The organism is Blautia sp. 2227st1_G12_2227SCRN_220401, from assembly GCF_039062885.1.
Taxonomy (GTDB): Bacteria; Bacillota; Clostridia; order Lachnospirales; family Lachnospiraceae; genus Blautia_A; species Blautia_A fusiformis.
Genome location: NZ_JBCLNI010000025.1, coordinates 1 through 25,605, shown reverse-complemented (window position 1 = coordinate 25,605; position 25,605 = coordinate 1). Strand labels below are relative to the sequence as shown.

The 25,605-nt window shown below is 45.0% G+C and carries 29 protein-coding genes and 1 other RNA gene; all 30 read right to left on the bottom strand.

Annotation, left to right across the window (positions count from 1 at the left end):
* Window positions 1-14: 14 nt before the first annotated feature.
* Window positions 15-476 carry an arginine repressor gene (gene argR, locus ABCM67_RS12430; protein ID WP_021650687.1) on the bottom strand — a complete coding sequence of 154 codons (462 nt, stop codon included), beginning with the start codon at window positions 474-476 and terminating at the stop codon, window positions 15-17.
* A gap of 16 nt (window positions 477-492) precedes the next feature.
* Complete coding sequence (locus ABCM67_RS12425) at window positions 493-1,353, bottom strand: NAD(+)/NADH kinase (protein ID WP_015524460.1); 861 nt, start codon at window positions 1,351-1,353, stop codon at window positions 493-495.
* A 23-nt stretch (window positions 1,354-1,376) separates the two neighbouring features.
* Window positions 1,377-2,186 carry a TlyA family RNA methyltransferase gene (locus ABCM67_RS12420; RefSeq protein ID WP_114001763.1) on the bottom strand — a complete coding sequence of 270 codons (810 nt, stop codon included), beginning with the start codon at window positions 2,184-2,186 and terminating at the stop codon, window positions 1,377-1,379.
* Window positions 2,187-2,270: 84 nt separating this feature from the next.
* Entirely contained in the window at window positions 2,271-4,157 is a 1,887-nt protein-coding gene (gene dxs, locus ABCM67_RS12415) for a 1-deoxy-D-xylulose-5-phosphate synthase (RefSeq protein WP_173746072.1), read from the bottom strand.
* A gap of 22 nt (window positions 4,158-4,179) precedes the next feature.
* Entirely contained in the window at window positions 4,180-5,067 is an 888-nt protein-coding gene (locus ABCM67_RS12410; RefSeq protein WP_044960972.1) for a polyprenyl synthetase family protein, read from the bottom strand.
* Window positions 5,057-5,275 (bottom strand): exodeoxyribonuclease VII small subunit, encoded by a 219-nt coding sequence (gene xseB / locus ABCM67_RS12405; RefSeq protein ID WP_021650691.1) that lies wholly within the window; start codon window positions 5,273-5,275, stop codon window positions 5,057-5,059. Before xseB ends, ABCM67_RS12410 begins: the two co-directional genes overlap by 11 nt.
* Window positions 5,275-6,480 carry an exodeoxyribonuclease VII large subunit gene (gene xseA, locus ABCM67_RS12400; RefSeq protein ID WP_114001762.1) on the bottom strand — a complete coding sequence of 402 codons (1,206 nt, stop codon included), beginning with the start codon at window positions 6,478-6,480 and terminating at the stop codon, window positions 5,275-5,277. Before xseA ends, xseB begins: the two co-directional genes overlap by 1 nt.
* Complete coding sequence (gene nusB / locus ABCM67_RS12395; protein WP_015524454.1) at window positions 6,477-6,953, bottom strand: transcription antitermination factor NusB; 477 nt, start codon at window positions 6,951-6,953, stop codon at window positions 6,477-6,479. Before nusB ends, xseA begins: the two co-directional genes overlap by 4 nt.
* Window positions 6,954-6,985: 32 nt before the next feature.
* The gene (locus ABCM67_RS12390) at window positions 6,986-7,372 is read right to left on the bottom strand and encodes an Asp23/Gls24 family envelope stress response protein (RefSeq protein ID WP_015524453.1); all 387 of its coding nucleotides are present in this window, start codon (window positions 7,370-7,372) and stop codon (window positions 6,986-6,988) included.
* Window positions 7,373-7,452: 80 nt separating this feature from the next.
* A complete protein-coding gene (locus tag ABCM67_RS12385; protein ID WP_022426368.1) occupies window positions 7,453-9,042 on the bottom strand; it encodes a peptide chain release factor 3 in 1,590 nt (529 codons plus the stop codon).
* A gap of 87 nt (window positions 9,043-9,129) precedes the next feature.
* A complete protein-coding gene (locus ABCM67_RS12380; RefSeq protein ID WP_044960974.1) occupies window positions 9,130-9,954 on the bottom strand; it encodes a SpoIIIAH-like family protein in 825 nt (274 codons plus the stop codon).
* An 11-nt stretch (window positions 9,955-9,965) separates the two neighbouring features.
* Complete coding sequence (locus tag ABCM67_RS12375; RefSeq protein WP_286188022.1) at window positions 9,966-10,280, bottom strand: hypothetical protein; 315 nt, start codon at window positions 10,278-10,280, stop codon at window positions 9,966-9,968.
* The gene (locus ABCM67_RS12370) at window positions 10,246-10,818 is read right to left on the bottom strand and encodes a stage III sporulation protein AF (RefSeq protein ID WP_173733882.1); all 573 of its coding nucleotides are present in this window, start codon (window positions 10,816-10,818) and stop codon (window positions 10,246-10,248) included. Before ABCM67_RS12370 ends, ABCM67_RS12375 begins: the two co-directional genes overlap by 35 nt.
* Window positions 10,815-11,957 (bottom strand): stage III sporulation protein AE, encoded by a 1,143-nt coding sequence (locus tag ABCM67_RS12365; protein WP_118608912.1) that lies wholly within the window; start codon window positions 11,955-11,957, stop codon window positions 10,815-10,817. Before ABCM67_RS12365 ends, ABCM67_RS12370 begins: the two co-directional genes overlap by 4 nt.
* Window positions 11,954-12,340 (bottom strand): SpoIIIAC/SpoIIIAD family protein, encoded by a 387-nt coding sequence (locus ABCM67_RS12360; RefSeq protein ID WP_022426372.1) that lies wholly within the window; start codon window positions 12,338-12,340, stop codon window positions 11,954-11,956. The genes ABCM67_RS12365 and ABCM67_RS12360 overlap by 4 nt, the downstream gene beginning before the upstream one ends.
* 15 nt (window positions 12,341-12,355) lie before the next feature.
* Window positions 12,356-12,550: a stage III sporulation protein AC gene (gene spoIIIAC / locus ABCM67_RS12355; protein ID WP_021650700.1), complete on the bottom strand. Its 195-nt coding sequence runs from the start codon at window positions 12,548-12,550 to the stop codon at window positions 12,356-12,358.
* A gap of 58 nt (window positions 12,551-12,608) precedes the next feature.
* A complete protein-coding gene (locus ABCM67_RS12350) occupies window positions 12,609-13,127 on the bottom strand; it encodes a stage III sporulation protein AB (RefSeq protein WP_158526436.1) in 519 nt (172 codons plus the stop codon).
* Complete coding sequence (gene spoIIIAA, locus ABCM67_RS12345) at window positions 13,112-14,044, bottom strand: stage III sporulation protein AA (protein WP_015524435.1); 933 nt, start codon at window positions 14,042-14,044, stop codon at window positions 13,112-13,114. The genes ABCM67_RS12350 and spoIIIAA overlap by 16 nt, the downstream gene beginning before the upstream one ends.
* 84 nt (window positions 14,045-14,128) lie before the next feature.
* Window positions 14,129-15,277 (bottom strand): hypothetical protein, encoded by a 1,149-nt coding sequence (locus ABCM67_RS12340; RefSeq protein ID WP_022426373.1) that lies wholly within the window; start codon window positions 15,275-15,277, stop codon window positions 14,129-14,131.
* Between the two features lie 17 nt (window positions 15,278-15,294).
* Window positions 15,295-15,843: a 4'-phosphopantetheinyl transferase superfamily protein gene (locus ABCM67_RS12335; RefSeq protein WP_110103006.1), complete on the bottom strand. Its 549-nt coding sequence runs from the start codon at window positions 15,841-15,843 to the stop codon at window positions 15,295-15,297.
* Window positions 15,840-17,666 carry an ATP-dependent helicase gene (locus tag ABCM67_RS12330; RefSeq protein WP_110103028.1) on the bottom strand — a complete coding sequence of 609 codons (1,827 nt, stop codon included), beginning with the start codon at window positions 17,664-17,666 and terminating at the stop codon, window positions 15,840-15,842. Before ABCM67_RS12330 ends, ABCM67_RS12335 begins: the two co-directional genes overlap by 4 nt.
* 22 nt (window positions 17,667-17,688) lie before the next feature.
* The gene (gene gltX / locus ABCM67_RS12325; RefSeq protein ID WP_015524432.1) at window positions 17,689-19,143 is read right to left on the bottom strand and encodes a glutamate--tRNA ligase; all 1,455 of its coding nucleotides are present in this window, start codon (window positions 19,141-19,143) and stop codon (window positions 17,689-17,691) included.
* 174 nt (window positions 19,144-19,317) lie between these two features.
* Window positions 19,318-19,551, bottom strand: coding sequence for an acyl carrier protein (acpP, locus tag ABCM67_RS12320; protein WP_015524431.1), 234 nt, complete (start codon window positions 19,549-19,551; stop codon window positions 19,318-19,320).
* A gap of 141 nt (window positions 19,552-19,692) precedes the next feature.
* Entirely contained in the window at window positions 19,693-20,853 is a 1,161-nt protein-coding gene (locus ABCM67_RS12315) for an FtsW/RodA/SpoVE family cell cycle protein (RefSeq protein ID WP_110103029.1), read from the bottom strand.
* A gap of 116 nt (window positions 20,854-20,969) precedes the next feature.
* Window positions 20,970-21,315: a transfer-messenger RNA gene (gene ssrA / locus ABCM67_RS12310) on the bottom strand.
* A 261-nt stretch (window positions 21,316-21,576) separates the two neighbouring features.
* On the bottom strand, window positions 21,577-22,134 hold the full coding sequence (gene efp, locus ABCM67_RS12305; protein WP_015524430.1) for an elongation factor P: 558 nt from the start codon (window positions 22,132-22,134) through the stop codon (window positions 21,577-21,579).
* An 86-nt stretch (window positions 22,135-22,220) separates the two neighbouring features.
* On the bottom strand, window positions 22,221-22,730 hold the full coding sequence (locus ABCM67_RS12300; RefSeq protein ID WP_015524429.1) for a shikimate kinase: 510 nt from the start codon (window positions 22,728-22,730) through the stop codon (window positions 22,221-22,223).
* Window positions 22,727-23,233, bottom strand: coding sequence for a YqeG family HAD IIIA-type phosphatase (locus ABCM67_RS12295; RefSeq protein ID WP_110103007.1), 507 nt, complete (start codon window positions 23,231-23,233; stop codon window positions 22,727-22,729). Before ABCM67_RS12295 ends, ABCM67_RS12300 begins: the two co-directional genes overlap by 4 nt.
* 21 nt (window positions 23,234-23,254) lie before the next feature.
* The gene (locus ABCM67_RS12290; RefSeq protein WP_342992895.1) at window positions 23,255-24,616 is read right to left on the bottom strand and encodes a citrate/2-methylcitrate synthase; all 1,362 of its coding nucleotides are present in this window, start codon (window positions 24,614-24,616) and stop codon (window positions 23,255-23,257) included.
* A gap of 247 nt (window positions 24,617-24,863) precedes the next feature.
* Window positions 24,864-25,605, bottom strand: a 742-nt coding sequence (locus tag ABCM67_RS12285) for an aminotransferase class I/II-fold pyridoxal phosphate-dependent enzyme (protein ID WP_342992894.1), incomplete at its 5' end; no start/stop codon positions are given.

Genomic DNA, 25,605 nt, shown 5'->3' with positions numbered 1-25,605 from the left:
CATATTCTGTCATTTTATTTTCCTCTGGATAAGATCCCGCCAAGCTTCTGAACTACACCCGGTGCCTGTTCAGAGGTTTTCACCACACACATAATGGTATCATCTCCGGCAATACATCCCAGGATTTCCGGCCATTTCATGGCATCAAGAGCTGCTGCTGCCGCCATGGCCATTCCCGGAATTGTTTTTACCACTACGATATTCTGTCCGATGTTCATAGCGATCACTGCATCTTTCAGAACTCTGGAATATTTATCACTTAACACATCCGGTGTATGTTCTTCCAGGATCGCATATCTGGACTTTCCGTTGCTGCCTGCAACCTTTGTCATTTTCAGAGCACGGATATCTCTGGATACGGTAGCCTGCGTAACCTTAAAACCGGCCTCATTCAGTCTTGCCGCAAGTTCTTCCTGTGTATCGATCTCGTACTGACGGATCAGTTCGATAATTTTTTCATGTCTTGCTACTTTCAAAATTGAACCTCCTGCATCAGCTGTTACTCATTTTCTGTCTCAGAACCTCCACAAAGCTCAGATGGTTCAGCTTGAGGATTTTTGTCCTGACTGTGGCTTTCCGGATCACGATCCGATCACCGGTGACCATGGATATCTGGGTATCCCCGTCGAAAGAGGCCACCGCTTTCTCAATAGTATTATGTCTTCCCTCACCGATCTCTACTGTAACTGCCTCTTCCCCGGAAAGAATGATACTTCGGGTGTTCATGGTATGGGGAGCGATGGGGGTCATGATCATCATACTGGCACTGGGAGAAACCACGGGACCTCCCGCTGACAGACTATATCCGGTAGAACCGGTCGGAGTGGAAATGATGATACCATCTGCATTGTATGAATTCATATATGCATCATTAACATAATTCTTGAAACGGATCACACGGAGATGTCCTTCTCTTCCGATCACAATATCATTTAATGCGATATCTTTTCCAATAAGTTCCTCTCCACGATAGATCTTTCCTTCCAGCATCATACGATCTTCCAGCTCATAGTCATCTGACAGAAGCCGATCCAGAGCCGGATACACGGAATTTTTATCCACCTCGGCAAGAAATCCCAGAGTTCCCAGATTGATTCCAAGAAGAGGGATATCCAGATGCACCACATCCCTTGCAGCCTGCAGAAGTGTTCCATCTCCCCCCAGTACAATAATGCACTGTGTATCCTGCGGAATCCCATCCGGGTCCGTATAATGATACGGTCCTTCCATTTTTTCGGTGATCTTCTGCACATGACACCTGGCACCATGCTTCTCCAGATAGGCAATGATCCTATTAGAAAATGTCAGTTCCGGATCCTTGGCACTGTTTGGAATTATATAAAATCTGTCCATATTGCTTCAGTCCTTTCCAAACATCAGTCCAGCTGTCCGTGGGCTTCCTTTACCACATCCTCTACGGATACGTCAAGACTCACAGGTACTTCTGTTCCTTCCGGATGTTTTTTCAGATGAAGGAGATATTCAATATTTCCCTCAGGTCCCTTGATGGGAGAAAAGGAAAGATGACAGGGCTCCATAGAAATACTCATGGCATAATCTCTGACTTTCTCAATGACTTCTTCATGGACCTTCGGATCACGGACAACACCTTTTTTTCCGACTTTTTCTCTGCCGGCCTCAAACTGAGGTTTGATGAGACATACGATCTCTCCGTCCTCTGTGAGAAGGTTTCTTACAGGAAGAAGCACTTTTGTAAGGGAGATAAAAGAAACATCGATCGAAGAAAATGCTGCCGGACCTTCCAGATCTTCCGGTACCACATAGCGGATATTTGTTTTTTCCATGCATACAACTCTTGGATCATTCCTGAGTTTCCAGTCCAGCTGTCCATATCCCACATCAATGGAATAGACTTTGACCGCTCCGTTCTGAAGCATACAATCTGTGAAACCGCCGGTGGATGCGCCTACATCCATGCACACCTTATCCTTCAGCGTCACGCCAAAATTTTTCATGGCTTTTTCCAGCTTCAGTCCGCCTCTGCTGACATAAGGAAGAGTCTTTCCTCTTACCTCCAGCTTGGCAGTCTCAGCAAACATGGAGCCAGCCTTGTCTTCCTTCTGACCGTTGACATATACTTCCCCGGCCATGATATACGCTTTTGCTTTTTCGCGTGACGGTGCAAGTCCCTGTTCCACCATCATGATATCCAGTCTTTTTTTCATATTATCCTCCAACAGCCCGGCTCTTTATGTGCCGGGCTGTAAAATGCCTCACAGCTTCGTATTCTTCTGCAAAGGCTATGTCCTTTATTTTCTGTTATTCACAAGATTTTCCCAACTCTGTTCTACCGCATCCAGGATTCCCTGTACATTTAAACCTATTTTCATTCGCTGACGGTCCACCGTTCCATGCTCAATAAAATGATCCGGTATTGCCAGTGGAAGAACTCTTACTTCCGGATGACAGGCTTCCATATAAGCAGATACATGTTCTCCGAACCCACCGCTTTTTACATTCTCCTCCACAGTGACCAAAAGACTGTGGTTCTGCGAAAGCCGATCAAGAAGCTCTGTATCCAGAGGCTTTACAAAACGGACATTGACAAACGTAGCTCCTGCTATTTTGTGATCTCTTATCTCTTCACAGACCTTCTGACAGACAGAAACCATGCTGCCAACCCCGAGAACTGCAATCTCACTGCCTGGAGTGATCACTTCACTTCTTCCCTTCTTAAGTGGCTCATGACATTCTTCCATATCGGTACATGCCGATCCTTTCGGATATCGGATCGCACAGGGACCATCCAGCTCTTCTACTGCAAATTTCAACATCTCCTCAAGCTCTTTTCCATTCTTGGGAGCCATAACTGTCATATTGGGAATCATGGACAGATAGGAAAAATCAAAGCATCCATGATGTGTTTCACCATCTGCTCCGACAAATCCTGCCCTGTCAATGGCAAAGATCACATGAAGATCCTGCATACATACATCGTGAAGGATCTGATCGATCCCTCTCTGCAGGAACGAAGAATATACCGCAAAAACCGGGATCATTCCCCCAAGTGCCATGCCTGCCGCAAAGGTTACTGCATGTTCTTCCGCAATACCCACATCAAAAAAACGCTCCGGGAATTTCTTCCGGAATCGGTTCAGTCCGGTTCCATCTGGCATAGCAGCTGTAATAGCAACTACTTTTTTGTTCTTCTCTGCCAAAGAACATATTGCACCGGAAAAATGATCCGTATATGTCGGCGCTGTTTTTGCTGCAAGAGGTCTGCCACTCTGGATGTCAAAAGGACCTGTTCCGTGAAAACGCTCCGGATGGGAAGATGCCGGTCCATAGCCTCTGCCTTTTTCTGTAAGGACATGGACAACAACCGGTCCCTCCACTCTCTTTGCCTCATTAAAAAGCTTCATCATCTGGCGCATATTATGGCCATCTACCGGTCCCAGATAAGTCAGCCCCATATTTTCAAAAAGCATTCCGGGAATGATCAGCTGCTTGATGCTGCTCTTGGTCTTTCGGACCGTATCTACCACGGCGGTTCCAACATGGGGAATCTTTTTGAGTGTTTTTGTCACGCCGATCTTCATTCCTGTATAAGTCTCAGCTGTACGCAGAGCGCTTAAATAGGTGGACATTCCTCCTACGTTCTTGGAAATAGACATGTTATTATCATTGATGATAATAATAAAATTAGTCTTCAGCTCAGCCGCATTGTTCAATGCTTCATAAGCCATCCCACCGGTAAGCGCACCATCTCCGATCACGGAAACCACATGGTATTTCTCTCCCATCAGGTCTCTGGCACGGACATAGCCAAGTCCTGCGGAAATGGAATTGGAACTGTGTCCGGTATCAAACGAATCACAGTTACTTTCATTCCTTTTTGGAAAACCGCTTAAACCTCCTTCTTTACGAAGATCCTTAAAGCCGTCTTTTCTTCCTGTAAGGATTTTATGTGTATAAGCCTGATGTCCCACATCCCAGATCAGCTTATCCTGTGGAAGATCAAGCACATTATGCAGAGCAAGAGTCAGCTCCACCACACCCAGATTGGATGCCAGATGGCCACCTGTCTCACTTACACTCTGGATCAAAAAGCTCCTGATTTCCTCAGCAAGGCGCGGAAAATCCTCCAATGAAACTTTATGAATATCATTTGGCTTTTTAATTTTTTCCAGAATCATTTGTACCCTTCCTTTGTTCTTTCTATTTCCTGCGGCTGACAAGACTTTCCACAAGAAGATCCAGAAATCCGTTCTTCCTGTCAAGGTCGTCTAAAAGTTCTACCGCATGGTCAGAAAGTTCTTTAACCCTGCTGGCTGCTGCCGGGGCTCCAACAAGGCTTACATAGGTAACCTTGTTGTTTTTTTCATCACTGTGGATCGGTTTTCCCAGTTCCTCCTGGGTACTGGTCACATCAAGGATATCATCCTGGATCTGAAAAGCCAGCCCGATGTTTTCTGCAGCCTGCTCCACAACCTTAAGTTCTTTCTCAGATGCCCCTGCCAGCACAGCACCGGTCATCATGGAAGCCTCGATCAATGCGGAGGTCTTGTTTTTGTAAATATAATCCAGCATCTTGTGTTCCAGAGGTTTCCCATCATTCTCCACATCAACACTCTGTCCACCAAGCATACCGTTGATGCCGGTCTTATCTGCAATAATCCGCATAGCGGCTATCACACGGTCTTTATCCTCGGTCAGATCAAAGGCGGAAAGCATCACTTCATAAGCTCTGTTAAGGAGTGCCACACCGCTTAAAACGCCCATGGCCTCTCCGTATACTTTATGTGTGGTCAGCCTTCCCCTTCGGTAATCATCGTTATCCAGTGCAGGGAGATCATCATGGATCAACGAATGTGTATGGATCATCTCCATAGCCGCCATAAAAGGCTCACAAAGCTTATCCTTTCCTCCAAACAGCTCGTAGGTTTCCCTGATCAGGATCGGGCGGAGTCTCTTTCCACCTGCCGTCATACTGTAATTCATGGCCTCTGCCATGGTTTTTGCAAAACCGGATTCTTCCGGAAGATATTCCCGGATCACATGTTCTGCTTCTTCTGTTCTTCTTTTCAGTTCTTCTTTAAAATTCACGAAATGTCCCATCCTCATTCATCTGAAGCATCTTTTTTTCTACAGTATCCAGTCTTCCGTTCAGATCCTTTAGGAGCTCCATTCCCTGTCTGTAGAGGCGGAAAGACTCCTCAAGAGGTGTTTCTTTATCCTCCAGCTTCCGGGCAAGCAGATCAAGCTCCCCAAAAGTATCTTCTATGGATTTCTCTTCTTTCTTTGCTTCTGCCATTATCGCTCTTCCTTCCTGATGCGATCCGCAACTGCTTCTATGACTCCATCGGTTACTGCAATGGAGATCCTGTCACCTTTTTTTATCTGACTGATCTCTGTCACCACATGTCCGTCTGAGTCGGACACAAATGCATATCCTCCATTTAGCTTTCTTAATGGAGAAAGTCCCTCAAACCGCTGGATCCATATTGCCAGTTCATGTCTTTTCTCTGTAAGCTTTTGTTCCATGGAAGAACGCAGGCATTCCTCCAGCTCCGATGCATACTGACGTTTTTCACGTAACATGGACTCCGGGCTCAGATACTGGAATCTGTTCTCATAGGCCTTAAGTTTTGCAGCAAAAAGTTCTGTCTTACTGTTCATGGCACGCTGCAGACGGTCTCCGTACATATGAAAGCTCTCCAGAACACTGCGAAAATCATCCACTGCCAGCTCTGCTGCAGCAGATGGTGTAGGTGCCCGCAGGTCTGCTACAAAATCCGCAATGGTAAAATCCGTCTCATGTCCCACTGCCGAGATCACCGGTGTCCTGCACTCAAAAATAGCACGGGCAACGCTCTCCTCGTTAAAGGCCCAGAGATCTTCAATAGAGCCACCTCCACGGCCGACGATGATCACGTCCACCCCTGCTTTATCCAGCATCCGGATTCCCTTTACGATACTCTGCGCCGCTCCCTCTCCCTGCACAAGTGCCGGATAAAGGATCACCTGCAGATATGGATTCCTTCTGCCTGCAATATTGCGGATATCCTGTACTGCTGCACCAGTAGGTGCTGTCACCACGCCAAGGGTATGAATAAAATGAGGAATGGGCTGCTTATATTCCTGTGCAAACATCCCCATATCCTCAAGTTCCTGTTTCAGTGCCAGATACCGTTCATAGAGGGCACCAGCACCTTCCAGTGTGATCTCTTTTGCATAAAGCTGATAACGCCCGTCTCTCTCATATACGTCTACAATTCCGCCTGCAACTACCTTATCCCCGTCCTTCATGCGAAAAGCAAGACCCCTACGGTGTCCCGCAAACATCACACAGCTTAATGTGCCTGTTTCATCCTTCAGGGAAAAATAAATATGTCCGCTGGTATGGTATTTACAGTTGGATACCTCTCCCTTTACATAGACTTTTCGGAGAAAGTAATCCTGGGTAAACATATTTTTGACATAATGGTTTACCTGACCGACAGAATAGACATTTCTCATGCGTTCTCTTCCGGGGCTTCTGCTGCCTTCTCTTCTGTATCAGCAGTCTCCTCCTCGTTTTTCTTCTCATCCTTCTCAGATGCGATCTTACCCAGTACTCCATTTACAAAGGAGCCGGAAGCATCTCCGCCAAATCTTTTGGCAAGTTCTACCGCTTCGTTGATAGCTACTCCTGTCGGTACGTCTGCATCATATTCCATCTCATATACTGCCAGACGAAGTGCCGCAAGATCCACACGGCTCATACGCTTTGTCTTCCATCCACGGCTTGCACTGTTCAGCTGTGCATCGATCTCTTCCAGATGTTCTTTCACATGTGCGTACTTCTTCTTCATATATTCCTGGTCCTGTTCTGAAAGTTCTCCAAGACCTTCAAAATAAAGAGAGAGCTGTTCTGTCATCTCTTCTTCTGAATTAAACTCTGTCATAAACATAAGTTTAAATACATGTTCTCTCTGTTCTCTTCTTCTCATAATTTCCTCCTAAGACGGAAAAAAGGAAAGGTTTACTTTCCTTTTTCGTTCTCCATATCCACGCTGGCAATATGAATATTTACATCTGCAACCTCAAGTCCTGTCATATTCTCAATAGCGGATTTAACCTTCTCCTGAACCTTCTTGCTTGTCTCAAGAATGTTTCTGCCATACTCGATATTCAGTGACAGATCCACGGTAACGACTCCTTCCAGAATGGTTACTCTCACGCCCTTGGACAGATTCTTCTTTCCAAGTTTACTTACCAGCTCATTGGTGATATTTCCTGCCATGGAAGCAACTCCATCCACATCTGTTGCTGCAAGTCCTGCAACGATCGCAACAACCTCATCTGCAATGTGAACTTCACCGATTCCGCCCAAATCCTGTATCTTATATGTTGTTCTTTTTTCTGCCATGGGAAACCCTCCTACGGATATAATATTTTTGTTCGTAATTTTATACTATTATATCAAAAAAAGTTATGAAATAAAAGGGCTTATTTACTGAATTCTGTCAGTACCAGATCAGGGTTTCTGTCCTCAACCATGCCAACACTCCATGCATTGACAAAGAGCAGCAACGGATTTCCCTTAAGGTCTGTGACTTTCTTCATATCAGAAGTTCCCACGATCTTGTCTACTTTTACAGTCTCCTTGTTGGCGATCCAGCGGATATGCTCATATGGAAGTGTTTCCAGGCGGATATCTACATTATACTCATTCTCCAGACGGTATTTCAGGACATCAAACTGCAGGATACCAACAACACCCACAATGATCTCTTCCATACCGGTATTAAACTCCTGGAATATCTGGATTGCACCTTCCTGAGCGATCTGGTTGATACCTTTTACAAACTGTTTTCTCTTCATGGTATCGATCTGACGCACACGTGCGAAATGCTCCGGCGCGAAGGTCGGGATCCCCTCAAAGGCAAATTTCTTTCCAGGTGCGCAGATGGTATCTCCAATAGAAAAAATACCCGGGTCAAAGACACCGATGATATCACCTGCATAAGCCTCCTCCACAACATGACGGGATTCTGCCATCATCTGCTGCGGCTGAAGAAGTCGCATCTTCTTGTCTCCCTGCACATGATAAACCTCTTTGGTCGCATCAAACTTGCCTGAACAGATCCTCATAAATGCGATACGGTCTCTGTGAGCCTTGTTCATATTAGCCTGAATCTTAAATACAAAGGCTGAAAAATCATCACTCATAGGATCTACCGGTCCGCAGTCTGCAGTTCTCGGAAGCGGAGAAGTGGTCATCTTCAGGAAATGTTCCAGAAATGTTTCCACACCAAAGTTGGTAAGAGCAGAACCGAAAAATACCGGTGTCAGCTGTCCTTTGCTGACCTCTTCCTGAGAAAACTCCGCGCTTGCGCCATCCAGAAGCTCGATTTCTTCCATCAGCTGCTCTTTCTGCTCAGGATCCATGACCTCATCTGCACGGGGATCATTAATATCAATCTCTTCTATCACACCTTCCTTGGTGCCCTTCTGTGTATCGGAAAAGGTAAGGATCTTCTTTGTATTACGATCAAACACACCCCGGAATTTCTTACCGGAGCCGATTGGCCAGTTGATCGGACAGGTTGCAATACCAAGCTCTTTTTCGATCTCATCCAGAAGATCAAAAGTATCGTTGGCATCTCTGTCCATCTTATTGATAAAAGTAAAGATCGGAATGTGTCTCATAACACAGACCTTGAAAAGCTTACGGGTCTGTGCCTCAACACCCTTGGATCCATCGATGACCATAACTGCTGAATCCGCAGCCATCAATGTACGGTAGGTATCCTCGGAGAAATCCTGATGTCCAGGTGTATCCAGAATGTTTATACAATATCCGTCATAATGGAACTGAAGAACGGATGAAGTAACGGAAATACCTCTTTCCTTCTCGATCTCCATCCAGTCTGATACTGCATGGCGGGCCGTAGCCTTACCCTTTACACTTCCGGCCAGATTGATGGCCCCTCCATACAGCAGAAATTTTTCTGTTAATGTTGTTTTACCAGCATCCGGATGAGAGATGATGGCAAATGTTCTTCTTTTTTCTATTTCTTTCGTATACTTCGACACGTGAGCCTCCTGTATATTCTCTGATATCTCTATTTTACTATAACCTTTCCTATTCTAGTATAGACAAGGCTTTGCTGTCAAGGCAATTCAGTCGTAAATTCCCTCTGTATCAATAGTCTGATCGTTCTGGATATCTGCAGCCGTCTCTGCGTCCTCAGATGTTTGATCCGCCGGATCGCTTTCCACAGATGCAGCGGTATCCTGCACCTCCTCACCTGTACTTTCCGCATTATCCTCTGCACCTCCCGTATTTTTTTCAGCTTCATCTGCAGTATTTATGACATCCGATGCATTTTTACTTTGACTCAGAGGCGTGATCACAATGCTCTCTGCTGCCACACCGGTTTTCCTCTTTACAATATCCTCGATCTGTGCACGTTTTGCATCCTCCAGATCTGCATCCGGCACCACAACATCCGCAGTTTCACCCGTTAGATTTACGATCACATTTTCAAAGCCCTTCGCCTCCAGAAGAAGCTCTGCAGCCGCCTCTTTTTCTGTAAGATCTGTCATGGAAACCATTGTGTTAATAGCATTCTGTTTTTCCTCTTCGCTGATATCTTTATTACTGATGATCGCCTGCAGGTCCGCTTTGTTCTGGGAACGCACCTGCTCCCTGCTGACTTTTGCCTGTGCTGCAAAATCCGAAGCACCGGTAAGTACGGCCTCGCCCGGGGATGCGGTATCCATCACCTCCGACTGGGTTGTGCCATCTGCCCCGTTCTCATCCAGAAGGGCTGTTTCATCGGTCAGGTCATAATCCACGTCATCCAGGATACTGCTGCTGTCTGTACTCGTCTCCTTATCCTTAAATCCCAGATCCACATCTGCGAAATTCAGATATCCGGCCACAGCAATGAGAATGGCCAGCGAGGTGATGATTACCTGATTTTTCTTCATGATCTTTTTCACTTCTACTCTCCTCATTTCATTTTCATTATTCTAATTTTATTAGCGTCGATCTGAAATAATGCCATAATTGCCTGCTGAATATTCTGGACTGTCACTGCGCTGCCTGCTCCCTGGGCCGCCACCAGCACACCGGTAACTTCATTTTTGCTGCTTATGGAAAAGTTTTCCGTATTTCCCTCATCCCCGGTCATAATGATCACTTCCACTTCTCCGACTCCTTCCACATTGGAAAGCAGTTCCTCAAGGCGGCTCTCCAGGCGGGTTTTCTCCGCATTCTGATTCTCTGCTGTTTTACTGTTCTTTCGGGTTACCGGAAGTCCTGCCACCAGAAGAAGGATTCCCAGAAGAAGGAAAACTCCCCACTCCTTCCATCCCATCCTCAGAAGCCAGGATCTGATACTGTCCTTTCCTGAGTCCGCAGATTCTTTCGAGCTCATTTTTCACCGCCTCCCTCTGTTTTTCTGTGACTGTTCCATAAAGTGTTATGGTCAGCTGAAGTTCTTTCTCCATATCTACTTCTGTTTTTGCCGAAAAAACCCCTTCTTTCCTGAGGATACCCTGAACCTGATCCTTCAACTCCTGTTCATATGCTCCTTTAAGAAATGTTTCCCTTATTCCTTCTGCTTCTGTCTTCATACGTACCTGTTCTTCTCTCCCATAATTATTGCTGAATCCGGACAGAAGTTTTTCACTTTTTCCCACTACGGCAAATATAGGCGTACAGATCAAAAGCACCAACAGAAGCCCCATAAACAGCCGTATATACTGCTCATAACGCTTATCAGGCAGAATATGCAGAAGTGCTGTAGTAAGTACATGAAAAAAAGCCAGGCTTTTCATCCACTGATAAAGTTCTGTTCTCATCCCAAGCCTCCTCCTGCCATCAGGATCAGAAATGTAAGCATACATAAAATTTCCGCAGTAAACAGGATTCTCATCAGAAGTGCACATCCCTCTGCCATGGTACCAAAGGCTTCTACCAGCCGTTTGTCTGATACAGGCTGCGCCGCAGCCGCCAGAAAGCGATAAGTCAGTGACAAAAGTCCATATCGGACCAATGGCCCCGCCCCCACCGCCAGGATCACCAGTAAAAGCGCAATGCCCAGACTGTTTCTTACAAGAACAGCTGTGGTAAGGACCAGTTCCGTAACTGCATTTACCGCGCTCCCGATCCCAGGAAGAGCACCGGCAGTTTTTCCCACAGCACTCCGCTTCAGAGAATCCATTACCGGAGCTACAAGCCCACGCACCACCTGCAGTCCTGCTGCCACTCCAAGTAATGTCCGAAGCCCCCAGGAGATCACCGTCTCGATCAGCTCAGCCATTTTTCCCAGCATTTCTTCCCTGGAAAGATGATTTACAAATCTCAGAAGAATATATAAACTCACTCCGGGAAGCAGTACTTGTTCCAGGATCCATTGAAAAAGCCACACCAGAAGCAGTACTCCCTGATAAAAAGCAGCTGCACTGGATGCACCTGACGCTGCTGCCACTGCCATAAAATACACCGGTGAGAGTTCCTTCATAAACTCCGTGATCCACGCAAGTATTGAAAGCAGTGATGCACTCAAACCGGAAAAACTGTTCATCAGAAGAGTAAAAACAAGAAGATACACCACATAAAAACTGATCTCTCCCACCTGCCCGTTATCAAAGGCACCGGCAAACCCGGAAAAAACGGCAGCGAACAACAGCAGAAGCAGTAACTTCACGATCAGCTCTTTTTCTCTTTCAATGCCATAAAAAAGGAGACTGTGCAAAAATTCCCGCACACTCTCCTCCGAAAGCACCTCTTCCCCTGACAACAGTCTGTGAAACGCTTCTGTAACAGAAAATGTTTTTTCTCCAAGCATCTCATCTACCATGGACTGCAGGTTGGTAAGCTCCATCTGATCTGTGATCTGTTGTTCCGCCGAAGAAGCATAAACGATCACACCGCCAAAACAGTTTATAACTACAGCAAGAAACAGGGCTGCACAAATCTCTGACCAATATCTTTTCATGCAAGAAATCCCTGTATAGTATCCAGCAGTGCCAGAAGAACCGGCATACTTAAAACCATTACAGATAACCGGCAGAACAGTTCGATCTGTGCACCAGTGGAGGAATATCCTGCATCTCTGCATATACCGGATGAAAATTGTCCGATATAGGTGATCCCGATCATCTTCAGCAAAGTAGTGATATAGCTTCCATCAATCGGGAGACTCTGTTTCAGTCTCTCCAGGGACTGGAACAGATAGCTGATCTTCCCTACCGCTAATCCCAGTATCACAAGACCTATTCCCATCGTAACAAGGCTTACATACTCCGGTGCACGGTCTTTCAGAAGAATTCCCAGAAGAACCCCCGCTGTTCCCAGAACAGAAATCTTCAGAATATCCACGGTTCTTTCCCTCCCCTACAGTACAAAAAGCTGCTGGATATTTTTAAAAAGTTCATAAATATACGGCACGATCCAGAACAGTACTAAAAGAAGTCCTGAAAAACTCACCAGAAAAGCCTGTTCCTCCCTTCCGCTATGTTTCAGGATCTGAGAAAGAACAGAGACCAGGATCCCTACTGCACCGATCTTAAATATGATACTGACCTCCAAATGATCCCTCCTTTTCTTCTGAAAGCCTGTCCTTCTTACTACTGTCTGATAAACAATACTATACCAGGAGAACCGCAAGCAGCAGGCCTCCAAGAATCCCAATTCCCTGGTACAGTTTTTTCTTTCCGGAAACCTCCGCTTTCCGCTTCAAAATCTCTGCTTCCAGATTATTTTCATACAGGGAAAGCTGTCGCATCTGCATTTCCAGATCCATATAGCCCAGATATTCTCCGAAAGAAAAAAAAGCGTCCTTTTCCCCATGGGTAAGGCAGCTTTTTTTCAGGGCGCTTTCCGCACATTCCCTGCATATCTGTGAAAGTTTTTCTCCTGTTCCCGCTTTCATCCTGTCCGCGGCACTGATGAGAAACTCTCTGTATTTTCCATTCATTCTTCCTGCTGCTCCATAAAAAGCATCCGGCAGTGATGCATTCCCGCAGCGGATCTCGCCTTTCAGGCAGATCACCATCTGAAGCAGTTTTTCCAGTATACGAATCTGCTCCGAAAGTCTCATACTTCCGGAAAATCCCATTCCGGCTCCTGCAACCACTACCAGAATACATCCTACAATCCGGTACATAGGCATTTCCCGTTTTCATCATAGATTCCTTCCACGATTCCTGCACGTTCATGCTTTCCCAGAAAAATATATCTCTGGAAAACCCGCGCTTCCCACAATTTCCGGAAAAACGGCTGGGATAATGTTTCTTCCATGGAAGCTCCATGTGCAGTTGCGATCAGACGACATCCACAGTGGATAACTGATTCCACAGCCTTGAAATCTTCTTCTTTTCCAAGTTCATCCACAGCAACCACAACCGGCGACATTGACCGGATCAGCATCTGCATCCCTTCTGCTTTCGGACAGCCGTCCAGGATATCCGTACGCATTCCAAGGTCATTCTGAGGGATCCCCTGATAGCATCCGGCCAGCTCACTGCGCTCATCGACTACTCCTACCGTAACACCGGAAATATTTCCCCATCCATTACTCATCTGCCGGATGATATCCCGAAGAAGCGTGGTCTTCCCACATCTGGGCGGAGAGACGATCAAGGTATGCATGATCTGCTCTCTTGTCTGGATATATGGCAGCACTTCTTCTGCACATCCCTGGATCTCATGTGCCAGACGGACATTGATGCAGGAAATATATTTCATCCCACGGATACGGTTTCCGTCCAGGATCACCTTTCCGGTAACTCCTACACGGTGCCCACCCTGTACACTCAAAAACCCCTGGCGAATCTCATCTTCATAAGCATACAGGGAATAACCGCTGACATACTCCAGTGTTTCCTTAAGATCTTCCCGCGTAACCAGATAAGGTTCTGTATCTTTTTGCCGGAGGAAACATTCTCCCCCATCATAAGTGAGGAACAGAGGTCTTCCTACGCGGAGACGTATCTCATATAATTTATCATAATCAAGGTCTGCATCCACCAGAAGCTGGCGGACATTACTGGCAAACAGGTTCTGGATCTGGTTTGCGTCCATGTTTTCACCTCTTACACTTAAATATATTGCGGACATGCCGGATTTAGTACCTGTTGTCTTTTTTGATGCTCTCTCGTTTTTTCTTTATTCCGACAGAAAAAAAAGACTTTCTTCTTCGTCATAGGTCTCCATCTTCGAAAGATTCAGCTTCAGGACCCGATCCACAATATTTACGGAGGACGCACGGTATGCATAGGCACAGGATTCAAACATCACATAAAGACTGTCACCCTCCACCACGATCTGTTCCAGTCGTTCCGGAAAACGATAAGTTCTGGCAGAATTCTCGTTTACATACAAACGCTTATCGGATTGTTCATAAAATACCAGCCTGGATGGCAGGATTCCAAAAGAATGAGAGATCAAAAGCTTATCATTATAAAAAGCAATTCCCTGAACCTGCTCCGATATGGTGGAATAATCCAACGGAACTGCCATTTCAAAATCCATGCCCAGTTTCTCGTCCATGGTATTGATCAGTTTTCCCTCTTCGTCAACTCCGTATCGTGCAATTACACTTTCGTTATATTTTTCAAAGCAGCCTACATACAGACACCCCTCATAAAAGGTCATAAAAGAATCTCTCACGATCCCATAAAGACTGACTATCTGGAAAGTATCCACCGGCAGATGGCTGTCATCATAATCGTAGGCTTCTATTGTATCCATCTTTATACTCACTGCCTGTGCGATCCCGTTGATATTGGAGGAATACCATAATAACTTATGCTCCGGGTCATAGGCAAGTCCTCCCACATGAGGCTGTCCAGGCAGTATCACTTCTTTAATAAAATTATGCTTTTCCTTATCGATCACATAAATGACCGAATTATGTTTCTGTGTGCTGCAGTAAGCGCTGACCAGCACATAATCCTCTGTAACCGCCAGTCCCTGAGGCGTCATGGATGTACACATGGCAGGAGTGGCACCTTTTTTTGTGAGCAGCGTCCTGGTATTCTTCAGCCCGGGAATGACATATGTTCCATATTCCTTCTCTTTTTCTCTCCCATCAAAGGCAAAATAAGAAAAATCCTCTTTCTGGGAAAGCATCTGTTTCTGTCCCCGCAGTGTATACACTGCAGCACCTCGGTTTGTCACCACAGCTTTTGTGGGCAGCTCAGTTTTTGCACGGTAAACAAATGCATATAAAAAATAACATATGCACAGCACAAAAACAACTGCCAGGATCTTCAGAATGAAAATCCTGAAGCTGTGTTTCATCTCTTTGTTCATTTCATCGTCTCTATTTGCTATCTCAAAATGATGTCTTCGTATTCAAATCGTAATTCCAGGCTGTCTCTGGACCAGATCGCACCACTGTATCCCGGTTCCAGCTCCAGCATTATGTAATTTCCCTTATCCATGGAAATCGTACGCAGATCCCTGGACAGTCCCTCTCCGGTCCATTTGATATATGCCTCTCTCAAAACCCACTGGGCAAAAAAGGCTTTCTCCATATCATCTGCATCCAGGATTTCCCGTATCATATCTGCCGGCACCATTCTTTCAAGGAGCCGTTCGTAATTTACCTTCTTGTGGATCTGCACATCAATGCCCACCTCTTCTCCGGCAAACAGACACATCACATATTTTCCGGAATGTGTGATATTATAATGAATTCTTGGAAGCAGGGTAAAAAACGGTTTCCCATGTTCCCCCTTTGACCGAGGCTCAAAAGCAAGCTTCCGTCCAAATTCCCGCTCAAGTCCGATTTCCAGAAGCTTTTCCCCGATCATATGCTCCATGTTCTTGCTGTTATATTCATCTCTGATCTTCGTATAATAAATAATCCCATTCATAATCCGGCCTCCTCAAGAAAACGGGACGGTTCCCGTTCCTTCTCATACTGCTGTCTTACATAATACAGGCAGAGTTTCTTCTTTGCCCGTGTCATACCAACGTAGAAAAGCCTCCGTTCTTCCTCCAGATGTGCCTCCAGGACTGCCTTCCGATAAGGCATGCTGCCTTCATTTACATTCATGATATATACATTGTCATATTCCAGACCTTTGACCGCATGAAGAGTGGATATCACCACTCCTTCCCGTTTCACATCCTGTTTCTTCGCCTGTTCTTCCAGCTTTCTGGTATACTCGTCCATATAGGCCATCCATTCTTCCAATGTTTTCATTCCTCTGGCACTTTCATGGATCCGGTTCAGGGTTTCCATAAGCTCTTCCGGTTTTATTTTACGATACCTTGCATATTCCTGCAAGTATTCTTCGTATCCCATGCCATTCCGGATAAAATTAATGGCTGCATAAGGGGCCATAGTCTTTAAGATCCGAAGATGTGTCTCCATCGTTGTGATCCTGTCACACATCCAGTCCTTGTCTTTGTAAAACTCTCCCAATGCTTTAAAATCAATGTTTTTTTCTGTCAGAGCGTCTCTGGCTATGTATCGGTTTGGCCGGTTCATGATCTCCAGAAATGTACTGCGGCTCCGGTCTCCTTCTGCCATTTTCAAATAAGCGATCATATTCCGGCAGATCCAGTGTCGGAACAGGTTGGGCAGTTTTTCCTTCATAGTGAAAGGAACCCCATACTCCATCAACGCAGCGACCAGTCCTTCGGCTTCCTGATTAGTCCTGAAAAGCAGCGCTGTATCTTCAATATTATCCCCTTCTTCCATCCGATTCCGCAGCAGGCCTGCAACTGCCATATATTCGTCTCTGGGATTTCGAAATTCTTTTATCTGCACCGGCTCTCCCGGTTCATTTGGTGTGGAAAGTTTTTTCACATAACGGTTTTCATTATGATCGATCACCTTCATGGCTGTATCCAAGATATTTCCACTGCACCGGTAATTGATATTCAGGATCACCGTCTCCGCATTTTTAAAATCTTCCGGGAAATTCAGCATGATCTCCGGGTGAGCGCCACGGAAATGATAGATAGACTGATCATCGTCTCCCACCACAAACAGATTGTTCTCCGGTGCTGCCAGCATCTTCACGATATCATACTGAAGATGATTGATATCCTGAAACTCATCCACCAGAATATAGTGAAACTTCTTCTGCCATGCAGACAGGATATCTTTTCGCTTTTTCAGAAGTTCATAACAGCTTAACAGCATATCATCAAAGTCAAGTTTTCTTCTTTCATTCAGGACTTTTCGATATCCCTGAAAAATCTGTCGGAATACTTCATCCGGGCAGCAGGAAGAATAATAATGTTCCAGAGAGATCCTTCCACCTTTTACAACACTGATCTCCTTGGCAATATCTTCCACAAAATCCCCTTCCTGGGACTGTTCTGCAGCACAGTTTACCACCAGTTCTCTTAAGATCGCATATTTTTCTTCTTCTGACAGGATATTTCCTCCATTCAGACCATAAGCCTGTTTGAGGATCCCGTAAAACACTCCGTGAAAAGTCCCGAAAGTAACGCCGGTTCGCTGAACACCGGTAAATTTCAGAAACCGTTCTTTCATTTCCACTGCTGCTGCCCTGGAAAAAGTCACAACAAGAACAGAGGAAGCCGGTATCTTCCCTTCCTGGATCATATGTGCTGTTCTTTCTACTATGACGGAAGTTTTCCCCGAACCGGGGCCTGCCAGAACCATCATAGGTCCTGACAGGTGGGCGATCGCCCTTTTCTGAGATGGATTTCGTTTCATAACTGGATTATCGATCACACTCTTATTTATTTTCAAGCTTTTCGATTGCTGCATGTACACGTTTCAGTGTCTCTTCCTTGCCAATGATCTCCATGATCTCTGTTGCACCGGCCGGTGTCATCTGCTTGCCGGATACTGCTGTACGAAGCGGCCACATAACATAACCATTCTTATATCCGTGCTCCTTTACAAAAGCGCTTAAAGATGCATACAGCGGATCATTGGTATAATCCTCCTGCGCTTCCAGTACCGGAAGCACTTCCTTGAGAACTGCAAGAGAAGTCTCCTCTGTTGTTTTCATCTTTTTGTGACGGTACATCGCACTGTCATACTCCGGAACTGCCTCAAAGAAATCTACAAGCTCCGGAATATCCGGGAATACTTCAATTCTGGTCTGAACCATTCCTGCGATCTTCTTAAGATCAAAGTCTTTTTTCAGAACTTCTTTCAGATACGGAAGTGCTCTCTCATAGAATGCCTCCGGATCCATCTTCTTGATATACTCACCATTCATCCATTTCAGCTTGGCAATGTCAAAAACTGCCGGTGATTTGTTGATATGATGATAATCAAATGCCTCCACAAGCTCCGGAAGAGAAAAGATCTCACGGTTGTCTGCCGGGCTCCATCCAAGGAGTGCAACATAGTTAATCACTGCCTCTGTCACAAATCCCTGATCGATCAGATCTTCATAGGAAGAATGTCCACATCTCTTGGAAAGCTTCTGATGTGTCTCGTCTGTGATCAGCGGACAGTGAACATAGGTCGGGATTTCCCATCCGAATGCCTCATAAATACGATTATACTTCGGTGAAGAGGAAAGGTATTCGTTACCTCTTACAACATGTGTGATTCCCATAAGGTGATCATCAATTACATTTGCGAAGTTGTAGGTCGGATAACCGTCAGATTTGATCAGGATCAAATCCTCCATCTCCTCATTGTTAACGGTGATATCTCCGTAAATAACATCATGGAATGTAGTGGTTCCCTCTGTTGGCATATTAAAGCGGATAACATGCGGCTCACCTGCATCCAGACGGCGCTGAACCTCTTCCTTGGAAAGATGGAGACATCTCTTGTCATAAATAGAGATCTCCTTACCTGCAACAGTACGTTTCATGCTTTCCAGTTCTTCCTTGCCGCAGAAGCAGTAATATGCATCTCCCTGCTCAATAAGCTGTTTGGCATATTTCAGATACATGCCTGTTGCCTGACGCTCGCTCTGTACATACGGGCCAAATCCGCCATCCTTGTCCGGTCCCTCATCATGGAGAAGTCCTGTTTTCTCAAGAGTACGGTAGATGATATCTACAGCTCCCTCCACATAACGTTCCTGGTCTGTATCTTCAATACGGAGGATAAAATCTCCGCCTTCATGTTTTGTGATCAAATAAGCATAAAGAGCTGTTCTTAAATTACCCACATGCATTCTTCCTGTAGGGCTCGGTGCAAATCTTGTTCTGATCTTTGTCATTTCTTTTCTCCTCATTTTTGTTGTTTCTCTTTATAGGTGCTATTATATACCCAAATCCTTCAAAATGTCCATAGGTTTTCCGGCGGAATACCCTGCCATCCCTCTCATGTATCTTCGCATATACAAAAAAAATCCTCTGAGACACTGTCGTCCCAGAGGATCCTAGATTTCTGCTTATGCTTCTACGCCTTTGTTCTTAAGATAATCGATCACATCTCCAACTGTGTTCAGATCTGTAAGCTCCTCTGCCGGGATCTCAACATTGTACTCATCCTCAAGAGCCATGACCAGTTCAAACAGGTCAAGAGAATCTGCACCAAGATCATCCTTGAAAGATGTCTCCGGTGTGATTGTAGATGCCTCACAATTTAACTGCTCTGCAAGCATTTCTTTCATTTTTTCTAACATGTCTTATTCTCTCCTTTAATCGTTACAGATCGAATCTGTTTCCTCTTTTTGAGCAAAGTATATAGTCTGCAAAAACAGTTGTCAAGAGGATTTTCCCAAAAAATGGCTCCAGAGCAAAAATATTTTGATTTTAAAACTATTTTACTCTTGAAATTTTATCTGACGGGCCACGCTGAGAGCTATTGCCATCTCCAGCATCAGGAACACAATGGACGTTCCTCCGTAACTGATAAAGGGCAAGGTGACACCTGTATTGGGCATCAGATTCAGTACAACGGCAATGTTAAGGATCACCTGCAGCGCAATATGTATAAAAATCCCGGTAACGATCAGTGAGCCAAACAGATCCGGTGCATTCTGCGCAATAAAAAACAACCTGTACAAAAGATATCCGAACAGGATCAGTACAAAAATCCCTCCGAAAATTCCAAGCTCCTCACAGATAATTGAAAAGATCATATCATTTTGTGCTTCCGGAACACTTCCAAGCTTCTGGATACTATTTCCAAGCCCGCGGCCAAAAAGCCCTCCGGAGCCAATGGCATACAATGCCTGCAGCGTCTGATAACCGCCTTCATCGGAATATTTCTCAGGCTGAAGCCATACAAGTACTCGCATAACACGGAAGCTGTCACTATTCTTGGTCGTCGCAACCAGAAAAAGTACTCCGATCACAATAAGGATCACTCCTGCCGCTGCCACAGCAATAAACGGACGCATATCCGGATGTGCCACAAACACCATTCCAACTGTTATTCCCAAAATGATCATGGCTGTACTCAGGTTATCTGTAAGTATATAAGCCGCAAGCGCAAGTCCTGCCCCCGGAAGTCCCAGGATCATACAGCTCTTTAAAGTTTTCACCTTTCGTCCCATTTTTCCGATCATGTAAGCCATCATGATAATAACCGCGATCTTTGCCAGCTCGGCAGGCTGAAAGTTGATCGGTCCGATATACAGCCATCTGGTAGCACCATGAGAGGAATGTCCCAGCGGAGTCCGCACAAGTCCCATAAGGATCAGCGAAGCCACATACAACGCAGTTGTAAAAGGAAGAAGGATATGATAATCCAGTATTTTTGAAATAAATAACGCTCCGATCAGACATGCTGCACTGATCAGTACCTGTTTCTTAAAATAAAACATATCGTTGCCATAATTCACTTCTGCCATATATGAACTGGTACTGTAAAGCATGACCAGTCCAAAGCACACCAGCAGTACAATAACAGCTACCAGATTATAATCATAATAATCAGATTTCTTATTCTGCTTTTTTCTGTTAAGCAGAGTTTTTTTCATTCTATCACCATCGCTTTCTGTATCTGCGAAGAATTCCCTGATATCCACGAGTAATAAAGAAAGTAAAAAAAATTCCCGGAAAGCCGCATAAATGCTGTCTTTCCGGGACGTTCCATAAATGGACCTGAGGGGAATCGAACCCCTGTCCGAAAGCCTATCCCTTAAGGCATCTCCCATCACAGTCGCTGATTTAACATTCCCTCAGCAGTACGCCCACCGACAGGCTTACTGCTTCAGTAGCTTCATGATACATCTACCGGGGCAAAGCTTACCCGGCAAGGTTTCTCACATGGTCGACGCCAGATTCCCGATGTGTGAGTGCAACGGGGCTGACGAGCAGCTTAGGCTGCTAACGCTAACTTTTCGTCTGCGTTTATATTTAGTTCCCGGTTGGTACGCAGTCCAGGAGTCTGCGGATGGCTTCCCTAACTTCAAAGCCCCCGTCGAAACCAGTACAAGCCCTTAAAAGACTTCTGTGACAGGATCATTTCCGGTCATCTCTGGTGGACAGACGAACTTCTTAGTCAGTTTTTTGACTGGGTTTAATTATACCAGAATGATTTTTCGTGTCAAGGATATTTCAAAAAAAGTCCAGACTGTACCGTTTTTTCTTACCTGTACAGTCTGGAATATGCATTCAAACTTTGGTATTTTAAATACTGTCAAAATGATCTTTTAATTTTATGGCACAAAAAAACCCGCTTACGCGGGTTTTTTGCTGCATTATACACGTGAGAGATACTCACCTGTTCTTGTATCGATCTTCAGTTTGTCGCCCTGGTTTACGAACAGAGGAACCTGAACCTGTGCACCTGTCTCAACAGTTGCCGGTTTGGTAGCACCCTGTGCTGTATTTCCTGCGAATCCTGGCTCTGTCTCAATAACCTCAAGCTCTACAAAAAGAGGTGGCTCGATTGCGAATACCTCTCCGTTATGAGAGCAAACCTTAACCATCTCATTATCCTTAACAAATTTCAGAGAATCGCCAACCTGCTCCTCTGTAAGACCAACCTGATCATATGTCTCTGTATTCATGAAGTAGTATAAACCACCATCCTGATACAGATACTGCATATCTACACGCTCAATACGTGCTGCCGGGAATTTCTCTGTAGGACGGAAGGATTTCTCTACTACAGAGCCTGTGATAATGTTCTTGTATTTTGTTCTTACAAAGGCTGCGCCTTTTCCTGGTTTTACATGCTGGAATTCAACGATCTGACATACGTTTCCATCAATTTCAAGTGTGATACCATTTTTGAAATCACCTGCTGAAATCATAAATATTTCCTCCTTAATATATGCGGTTCTTTTTCGCTATGGATTATTCTATAATACCTTTTGCCATTTTTCAACTGTTTTTTTGTTTAAGCCTTCAATTTTTCTTCAATTTCTGCGATCAGCTCATCAAAAGGCTTCACTCCTGTGACAACTTTAATGTCCGCAAACTTCTCATAAACCGGATCTCTCTGTTTCAGAAGTTTCTTGATCTTCTCTTCTTTATTCTCAGTTCCTTCCAATGTGGGATTGTTACTTCCTTCCAGACGTTTGATCAACGTTGCAGCAGATCCCTTCAGATAGATGATCGTTCCCATACTCTGGAGATATTTCTGGTTCTGCTCCTGAAGAGGCAATCCCGCACTTACAGAGATTACCTTCCGTTCGCTGTCTGTGGACAGTTCCTTGACTGCCATAGTCTCCAGCGCACGGTAAAATGCTTCTCCAAAGCGTTCAAATACCTCCTTTACTGACATGTTCATTTTTTTCACGATCAGTCTGTCCACGTCAATAAACGGAAGCCCCAGGTCCTTCGCCAGTCTCTTTCCAACTCGTGTCTTTCCTGAACCCATAAAGCCGATGATTACAATATGGTTCATGAATTCTTTCCCTCCTCTTTTTGGTAAAAATGTAATACTATTTTTTCCAGATATCGCTTCAGTACGATCTGGATCTCCTCTTTTGGATGAATCGGTTTCACAAGGATCGTCCGGATCCCTGCTCTCTTTGCTCCATAAATATCCGTAAACAACTGATCTCCTATAAAGATCGTCCTGTCAAGATCGATTCCGATCACCTGGCAGGCTTTTTTATAATTTTTCACAGCCGGTTTATGGGCATTTTCTATAAAATCCCCCTCTACTGCTTTGGCAAAGGGCTCCACACGAGGTTTCTGGTTATTGGATACAAAACAGTATCGAAACCCGAGAGCCCTCAGCTTTTCAAACAGTTTCTTTGCCCGGTCATCTGCCGGTGCCCCGTGGGGAACAATGGTATTATCGATATCAAAGAGCAGCCCTCTGTATCCTTCTCTGTAAAGCTTCTCATAATCGATCCCATACGCAGAATCCAGATATTCATCCGGAAAAAAGCATCTGAACATCTATTCCACCTCAGTCCTTTCCTATCGCTCGCAAAGAGGAATATACTCTGCTTCCGGAAGGACATTCTTATATGCGGGACGGATGATCTTATCCACATTGATAAGCTCTTCCATACGATGTGCGCTCCAGCCTACGATACGTGCAATAGCAAACATCGGTGTGTAAAGCTCCAGCGGCAGATCCAGCATGCTGTAAACAAATCCGCTGTAAAAATCCACATTGGCACTGACACCCTTATAGATCTTACGCTCCTCTGCGATAACCTTTGGTGCAAGACGCTCTACTGCAGCATACAGCTGATAATCCTTCATTCTGCCCTTTTCTCTTGCAAGCTGTTCCACATAGCCTTTAAAGACTTCTGCACGTGGATCTGAAACAGAATAGATCGCATGTCCCATACCATAGATCAGTCCACGTTTATCAAAGGCCTCTTTATGAAGAAGCTTCTTAAGGTATGCACTGATCTCCTCTTCATCACTGTAGTCATGTACATGTTTACGCATATCGTTAAACATTTTTACGACTTTGATGTTGGCACCGCCGTGTTTCGGGCCTTTCAGAGAACCTAGTGCTGCCGCGATCGCAGAATACGTATCTGTCCCGGAAGAGGAAACCACATGTGTAGTAAAAGTAGAGTTATTACCACCGCCATGCTCCATATGAAGGATCAGAGCAATATCAAGGATCTCTGCCTCCAGTGCCGTATACTTCTTATCCGGTCTTAACAGACGCAGGATATTCTCAGCTGTGGAAAGCTCCTTTTTAGGCTGATGGATATAAAGACTCTCGCCTCTCTCATAGTGGTTATAGACCTGATATGCATAAACAGATAACAGCGGGAAAACACTGATCAGGTTGATACACTGACGGAGCACATTCTCCAGTTCAATATTATCCGGGTCTTTGTCGTAGGAATAAAGTGTCAGCACGCTTCTTGACAGAGCGTTCATAATATCTCTGGATGGTGCCTTCATAATGACATCCCTTACAAAATTCCGCGGAAGCATACGCTGGTTCGCAAGAATCCCGGAAAATCCATTCAGTTCTTCCTGATCCGGAAGCTTTCCGAAAAGAAGCAGATAGGTTACTTCCTCAAAGCCGAAGCGCCGGTCATTGATAAAACCATTTGTCAGATCCTTAATGTCATACCCGCGATAAGAAAGCTTACCTGCGCAGGGAACCTCTTTTCCGTCCACGATCTTCGTTGCCTGGACATTGGAGATCTGGGTCAGTCCTGCAAGGACACCCTTTCCATTCAGGTCACGCAAGCCTCGCTTGACATCGTATTTACCATATAAAGACAGATCCAGTTTGTCATTCTCACGACAGATCTGGGTAAGTTTCTCAATCTCAGGTGTCACTTTCATGTTGAATTTGCTCATCAGTTATTTCCCCTTTCGATTTCTGTTTTATTGCTGTTCGATAACGGTCCCTCCTCATTCCCCTCTCAAGCAATTCTGGTCTTATTTGTATATCCCGGCGTAGCTGGCCGGGATATTTCAGATATATTATAACATTTTTTTCGGTTCCGGTCTATGCCGAAAATATAACCGAATACCTGCTTTACAGTTTATCGGTTATGAGCAGGCAGCGAATGCGGATCGCAAATCTCTTCTTGTCTATCTGCGATCAGCCCTGCTTATATGTAGCAAAGAACTCTTTCATCTTCTTCATTGCCTTGTCAAGCTGGCGGATATCCGGCAGATAAACAATACGGAAGTGATCCGGCTGGTTCCAGTTGAATCCCTTGCCCGGAACAACAAGCACCTGTTTCTCATGAAGAAAATCCAAAGCAAACTGTTCATCATTGAAAATATTGAATTTCTCAGTATCGATCTTCGGGAATATATAAAATGCCGCATGTGGTTTTACAACGGAAATTCCCGGAATATCATTCAGTGCCTTGTAAATAAAGTCTCTCTGCTCATAAACACGTCCGCCCGGCTGCGTATATTCATTGACACTCTGATATCCGCCAAGTGCAGTCTGTACAATGGACTGTGCCGGAACATTTGAACAGAGACGCATGGAAGAGAGCATATTGATTCCCTCTATATAACCCTTCGCCTTACTTTTTGCACCACTTAAAATCATCCATCCGATGCGGAAACCTGCGATCATATGAGACTTGGACAATCCTGAAAATGTTACACAGAACACATCGGGTGCAAGGGATGCAATCGATGTATGTTTATATCCATCCATAACAAGACGGTCATAGATCTCATCAGAAAAGATGATCAGCTCATTTTCTCTTGCAATGTCTGCAATCTGTTCCAGGATCTCCTTCGGATATACTGCACCTGTAGGGTTATTGGGATTGATGATAACGATCGCCTTGGTCCTTGGTGTGATCTTGCTCTTGATATCC